This is a genomic window from Altericroceibacterium spongiae (assembly GCF_003610805.1).
Taxonomy (GTDB): domain Bacteria; phylum Pseudomonadota; class Alphaproteobacteria; order Sphingomonadales; family Sphingomonadaceae; genus Altericroceibacterium; species Altericroceibacterium spongiae.
On sequence record NZ_RAPF01000030.1, the window covers coordinates 1 to 1,226 of the forward strand.

Consider the following 1,226-nt stretch of genomic DNA (forward strand, 5'->3'; position numbering starts at 1 on the left):
AGACGGGCGAGGAAGCGGATATGATCGACGCCTTCTGCGGCACATTGCCGCGCGAGCTTGTGATGCTCTCGCAGGCACGTAGGCAGCTTGAGTGCCTTGAGATTGTGAGCGAGAAGAAGCTCCGGGGCCTGATCGCTCATGCGGCCTCCTGCTGGTCGGAGAGCAGGCTCAGATAGGCTCTGGCAAAAGTCTTCTCGACCGTGGTGCGTGGCAGGAAGGGATAGACGTCCAGGTCCAGCCTGGGCGGTACGCGTTCGACCCGGCACAGGACGAGGTGCTTGACGGCATCGAAGCCGATGGCGCCAAGATCAATGGCCTGTTCCACCGCCGCCTGGAGATCGGCGACGGTGAACGTTTCCAGCAGGCGCAGCACCTGTACATATTCACGCCTGCCATGTTTGTGCATGCGGCCTTCCATCAACCGCTGCAGTGTCGTGAACGCTTCGGGCAAATCCCAGCCCTGCAAAGGGGCGGCCTGGTCGAATGCATTGATCTTCTGCTCGATCAGCGGGAGATAATGGAGCGGGTCGAAGATAACCTCCTCGCGGGCATAGCAACGAGGATGACGGGCGATGACTTCGCTGCGGCAGCCGATCACCACCTCATCGACATAGGCCCTGATCCAGACCTCCTGATGGCCCCAGGCCACCGGAACCGAATAATCATTGGTCTTGTAGCGCACCAGGGATTGCGAGGAGACCCGCCCGCCGGTCTGATCGCAGGCCTCGAAGGGTGTAGCGGGCAAAGGCTGCATGGCCGCGAGATCGCGCTGCAAGCGCTCACCGATCGTCTCGCTCTCCCCGCGCACTTTGTCCTGCTGGCGCTTGCGGCATTGTTCCTCCAGCCACAGGTTGAAGGCCTCCCAGGTCGGGAACTTCGGGATCGGCACCATGAAATTGCGGCGGCAGTAGCCAACCAGCCCTTCCACATTGCCTTTCTCGTTACCCTTACCCGGGCGGGCATAGCGGTCGCGGATCACGTAATGCGACAGGAAAGCGCTGAACAGCGTGGCACGCTTGCGCGTGCCGTCTGGCAGGATCTTCGCCACAAGGCAGCGGTCGTTGTCATAGACGATCGAGCGCGGCACCGCGCCGAAGAAGGGTCGTGCGGCTGAGCGGAACAGGAAAGTGTCGTAAGGGGCATTATTTCCTTTCAAAAGTCCCATTCGGAATTAGGTTGGCGTAGCGGTCTGAGGCCGCCGTTTGCGACGGCGTCAGGCACGGAGA

The 1,226-nt window shown here is 61.3% G+C and carries 2 pseudogenes; both read right to left on the reverse strand.

From position 1 onward, the window contains the following. A pseudogene (locus D6851_RS17455) lies at window positions 1-140 on the reverse strand (ATP-binding protein); the annotation flags it as partial. Beyond that, window positions 137-1,099 (reverse strand): annotated as a pseudogene (locus D6851_RS17460) (Mu transposase domain-containing protein); the annotation flags it as partial. The pseudogenes D6851_RS17460 and D6851_RS17455, both read right to left, overlap by 4 nt. Window positions 1,100-1,226 lie beyond the last annotated feature (127 nt).